Here is a 3607-nt window from a genome sequence, read left to right as displayed (position 1 = left end):
TGTCGTTGAGTTCGAGCGTGCCGTGGCTCGCCGCATCATGCAGCGCCACCCGGCCGGTCAAATTGAGACGGTCGATCGAGAGCGCGGCCAGATTGAACTTGCCGCTCGCCGCCGGCAGATCGACCTTCCCCTTGGGATCGAGCCCGAGGTCGGCGGCCATGCCGCCGATCGTCAGCTCGTTGGCGCGCCACTCGCCACGCATCAGATCGCCGAGGCTGAACTCGACATCGAGCTTGTCGGCGCGCAACTTGCCGAGATCATTCACGCCGCCGAACGTCACCTGGCGCAACCGCAAGGTCGGGGTCGGCAGCAGGCGTGCGTCGAGCGCGCCGGCGACCCGCACCGGCACGCCAATGACCTGGCTCGCCTCGGCCTCGAATTGCGGCCGAAACTGGTTCCAGTCGACAAAAAACGGGCCGATCAGCGCAGCCAGCAGCGCAAGAATGAAGGCAATCGCCAGGCCGAGCAGGGTCGTCTGCACGGGGTCTCCCTCAAAGGATAACACTCCGGCGCCCGAACCTTGTGGTGTGGCCGCCACTCCACAAACCGATGCCGGAGCGCCACACCATATAGGAATAAGTGTGGCGAAGTCACAGCGCGGGTCGCGATTTCATCGGCGGCGCACAACCCGCCTTAATAAATGGTTACCAGCGCGCCGGCAGTTGCTTCAAGCCGCGCAGCACGAAGGTCGGCCGCCATTCGGGATTGTCGGCATCGACGAGCTTCAGCTCCGGCAGCCGGCGCAGCAGGGTCAGGATCGCGATCTCGGCCTCGATCCGGGCGAGCTGGGCGCCGAGGCAGAAATGGATGCCGCCGCCGAATGACAGCGGCTTCACATTGGGCCTCGTGATATCGAGCTGTTCCGGCCGGTCGGGATAGACGGCGGGATCGCGGTTGGCCGAGCCGAGCAGGCAAAGCACGCTCTCGCCCTTCGGGATCCGCCGGCCGCCGAGATCCTCGATCTCCTCCAGCGCGACGCGGCCGGTGAGCTGCACCGAGGAATCGTAGCGCAGGAACTCCTCGATCGCGTTGACGATCAGATCGGGACGCGCCTGCAACAGCGCGAGCTGGTCCGGGTTGCGATGCAGGGCCAATAGCCCGTTGCCGATCAGATTGACGGTGGTCTCGTGGCCGGCGCCGAACAGCAGGATGATGTTGGCGGTCAGCTCCTCATTGCTGAGCTTGCTGCCATCCTCCTCGGCCTGCACCAGCTGCGTGATCAGATCGTCGCCGGGATCACGGCGGCGGAGCTCGAACAGGTTTTGGAAATAGGCCTGCGCCATCAGATTGTTGGCGTTGCCGTCGGCGATCTCCTGCGGCGACAGCGGCACCGGATCGAGCAGCCGGCCGCCGTCATTGGACCGCTTGTGGAACACCTCGCGGTGCTCCTCGGGAATGCCGAGCATGTCGCAGATGATCGTGACCGGCAGGCGATAGGCGAAGTCCGCGATCAGATCCATCTCGCCGCGGCCGATAAGCGCATCGAGCGTCTGGTCGACGATCTCCTGAATGCGCGGCCGCATGTCCTCGACGCGGCGGGCGGTGAACGCCTTCACCACGAGACCACGCAGGCGGGTATGATCCGGCGGGTCCTGCTGCAGCATCCAGTGGCTCATGCTGCGGAACACCGGCTCCTTCATGATGTCAGGTCCGTAGCGGCGGATGCTGCGCGGGACGAAATCCTTGCCGAAGCGCTTGTCGCGCAGCACGAGACTCGCCTCGGCGTGGCGGCTGGCGACGATCGAGCCGAACGAGGTCACATGCATCGGGTCCGTTTCGCGCATCCGCGCGTAGAACGGATACGGATCCCTGATGAATTCGGGCGCCAGCGGATTGAACAGCGGCGCACCCGCATTGGTCTGAACATGCTCGTTCATCGACAGCCCTTTCCCGCAACTTCGTAATTAGTCCACGATCGCTGTTTCCTGGCAAGCCGTCGAGCCATCACAACGAGGGCACGGGTGGTCGCCATATCAGACCGCATCCGCGGCCGGCTGCAACTGCTGCAGCTTGCCCGCGACGGCGCGCACCTTGCCCGGCGCCGCCCGCCAGATCGCAAAGGCCGACAACGCGCTCACCGCGATCCCGATCGCGAAGCCGCCGCTGTAGCTGCTGGTGAAGTCATAAATCAGGCCGGTCACGAACGGCCCGGCGGCGCCGCCGACCAATCCCGCCAGCATGATGGTGCCAAAGATGCTGCCGAAATGTGGCCCCTGGAATATCTCGAGCACGACGGCGCCCATCACGGAAGTGAGGCCGTAGCCGAGCGCGCCTTGGGTTGCGATCATGACATAGAGCAGCCACAGCGACGGATGCGCCTTCAGCGCGATCAGCGCGACGAAGCAGATGGCAAAGCCGGCCGTGCTGATCGCCCATACCGCTTCGCGCCCGATGCGATCGGAGGCGTGGCCGAGCACGATCTGACCGGGAATGCCGAGCAGGCTGACGAGGCCGAGCGCCCATGCCGCCATCGTCGGGCTGAAGCCGATCTCGAGCAGATATTTGGTCTGGTGCACCTGCACCGCGTACCAGACATAGAGCCCGCCGAAATAGCCGACCGAAAGCCACCAGAACCGGGCCGTGCGCATCGCGCGCGGCAACGTCCAGTCGATTGCGGCCCAGGCCGGATCGACGATGTTGGAGACTGGCGCGGCCGCCGTGGCATGCGGCTCGCTGTCGCCATCGGGCCGCAGGCCGATGTCCTCGGGCCGCTTGCGCAAGAGCAGGTTGATCGGCGCCAGCACGAGGATGACGATGCATCCCATCGCGGTGCAGGCGGTGCGCCAACCGGTCTCGGCGATCATGTGCTGCACCCAGGGCAGCATCGTCACCGAGCCGATACCGACACCGGCAAAGGCGATGCCGATCGCCAGCCCGCGGCGGCGGTCGAACCAGTTCGGAAGGAACAATGACTGGCCGGAATAGCCGAGGCAGATGCTGCCGACGCCGACCATGACGCCGATGGTGAGATAGAGATGCCAGGGCTGCGTCGTCAGCGGCGCCAGCAACAGGCCGCCGCCCATCAGCACGACGCCAAGCTCCATCACCGCGCGCGGCCCGGCGCGGTCCATCAACCGTCCGATCAAGGGACTCCCGATGCCCGAGGCCACGAAGCCGAACGAGAACGCACCGGCGGTGACGCTGCGATCCCAGCCGAACTCGGTGAGGATCGGCGGATAGAACAGCGAGAATGCGGTGCGCGCGTTCACCCCGATCGCCATCGTGACGAAGGTGACGGCGACGACGACCCAGCCATAGAAGAAGGGCAAGCGCATCGATGTGTGTTTCTCTCCCGGCTTCGTTTTCCGGCATCCTCTATCGCGCGTCAACTCGGTCACCAAGCGTTCCGATGTCATCGCCCGGCTTGACCGGCCGATCCAGTATTCACCGGCTGCAATTGTCTCATGAGAGGCCGCCGCGTATTCGATCGTCCGCCTTCGCGGACGATGATACTGAAAATGCAGCACCGCCATCGCACCCACCGCTATTGCCCTCCGGGGACGCGCGCTGGCCTTCTCGCGGCGCGCTGTGCACCCGAGCTTTGCGTCTCGATCACCCTCTCCACAAACAGAGGGCGCAGGGAAGGCCGGGTATCGACTGACACCCG

Annotated in this window: 3 protein-coding genes; all 3 read right to left on the bottom strand. The window is 65.3% G+C overall.

The genetic code is table 11. The features are described 5' to 3' along the window. A partial coding sequence (locus tag WA702_RS00595) for an AsmA family protein (protein ID WP_425108585.1) occupies positions 1-481 on the bottom strand: 481 nt, incomplete at its 3' end. Between the two features lie 163 nt (positions 482-644). Continuing rightward, on the bottom strand, positions 645-1877 hold the full coding sequence (locus WA702_RS00590; protein ID WP_425108584.1) for a cytochrome P450: 1233 nt from the start codon (positions 1875-1877) through the stop codon (positions 645-647). Positions 1878-1973: 96 nt separating this feature from the next. Continuing rightward, positions 1974-3275 (bottom strand): MFS transporter, encoded by a 1302-nt coding sequence (locus WA702_RS00585; protein WP_425108583.1) that lies wholly within the window; start codon positions 3273-3275, stop codon positions 1974-1976. Positions 3276-3607 lie beyond the last annotated feature (332 nt).

It is taken from the genome of Bradyrhizobium sp., assembly GCF_049798375.1.
GTDB lineage: Bacteria > Pseudomonadota > Alphaproteobacteria > Rhizobiales > Xanthobacteraceae > Bradyrhizobium.
The sequence above is the reverse complement of the archived record's forward strand: the minus strand, read 5'-3'. Positions and strand labels throughout refer to the sequence as shown.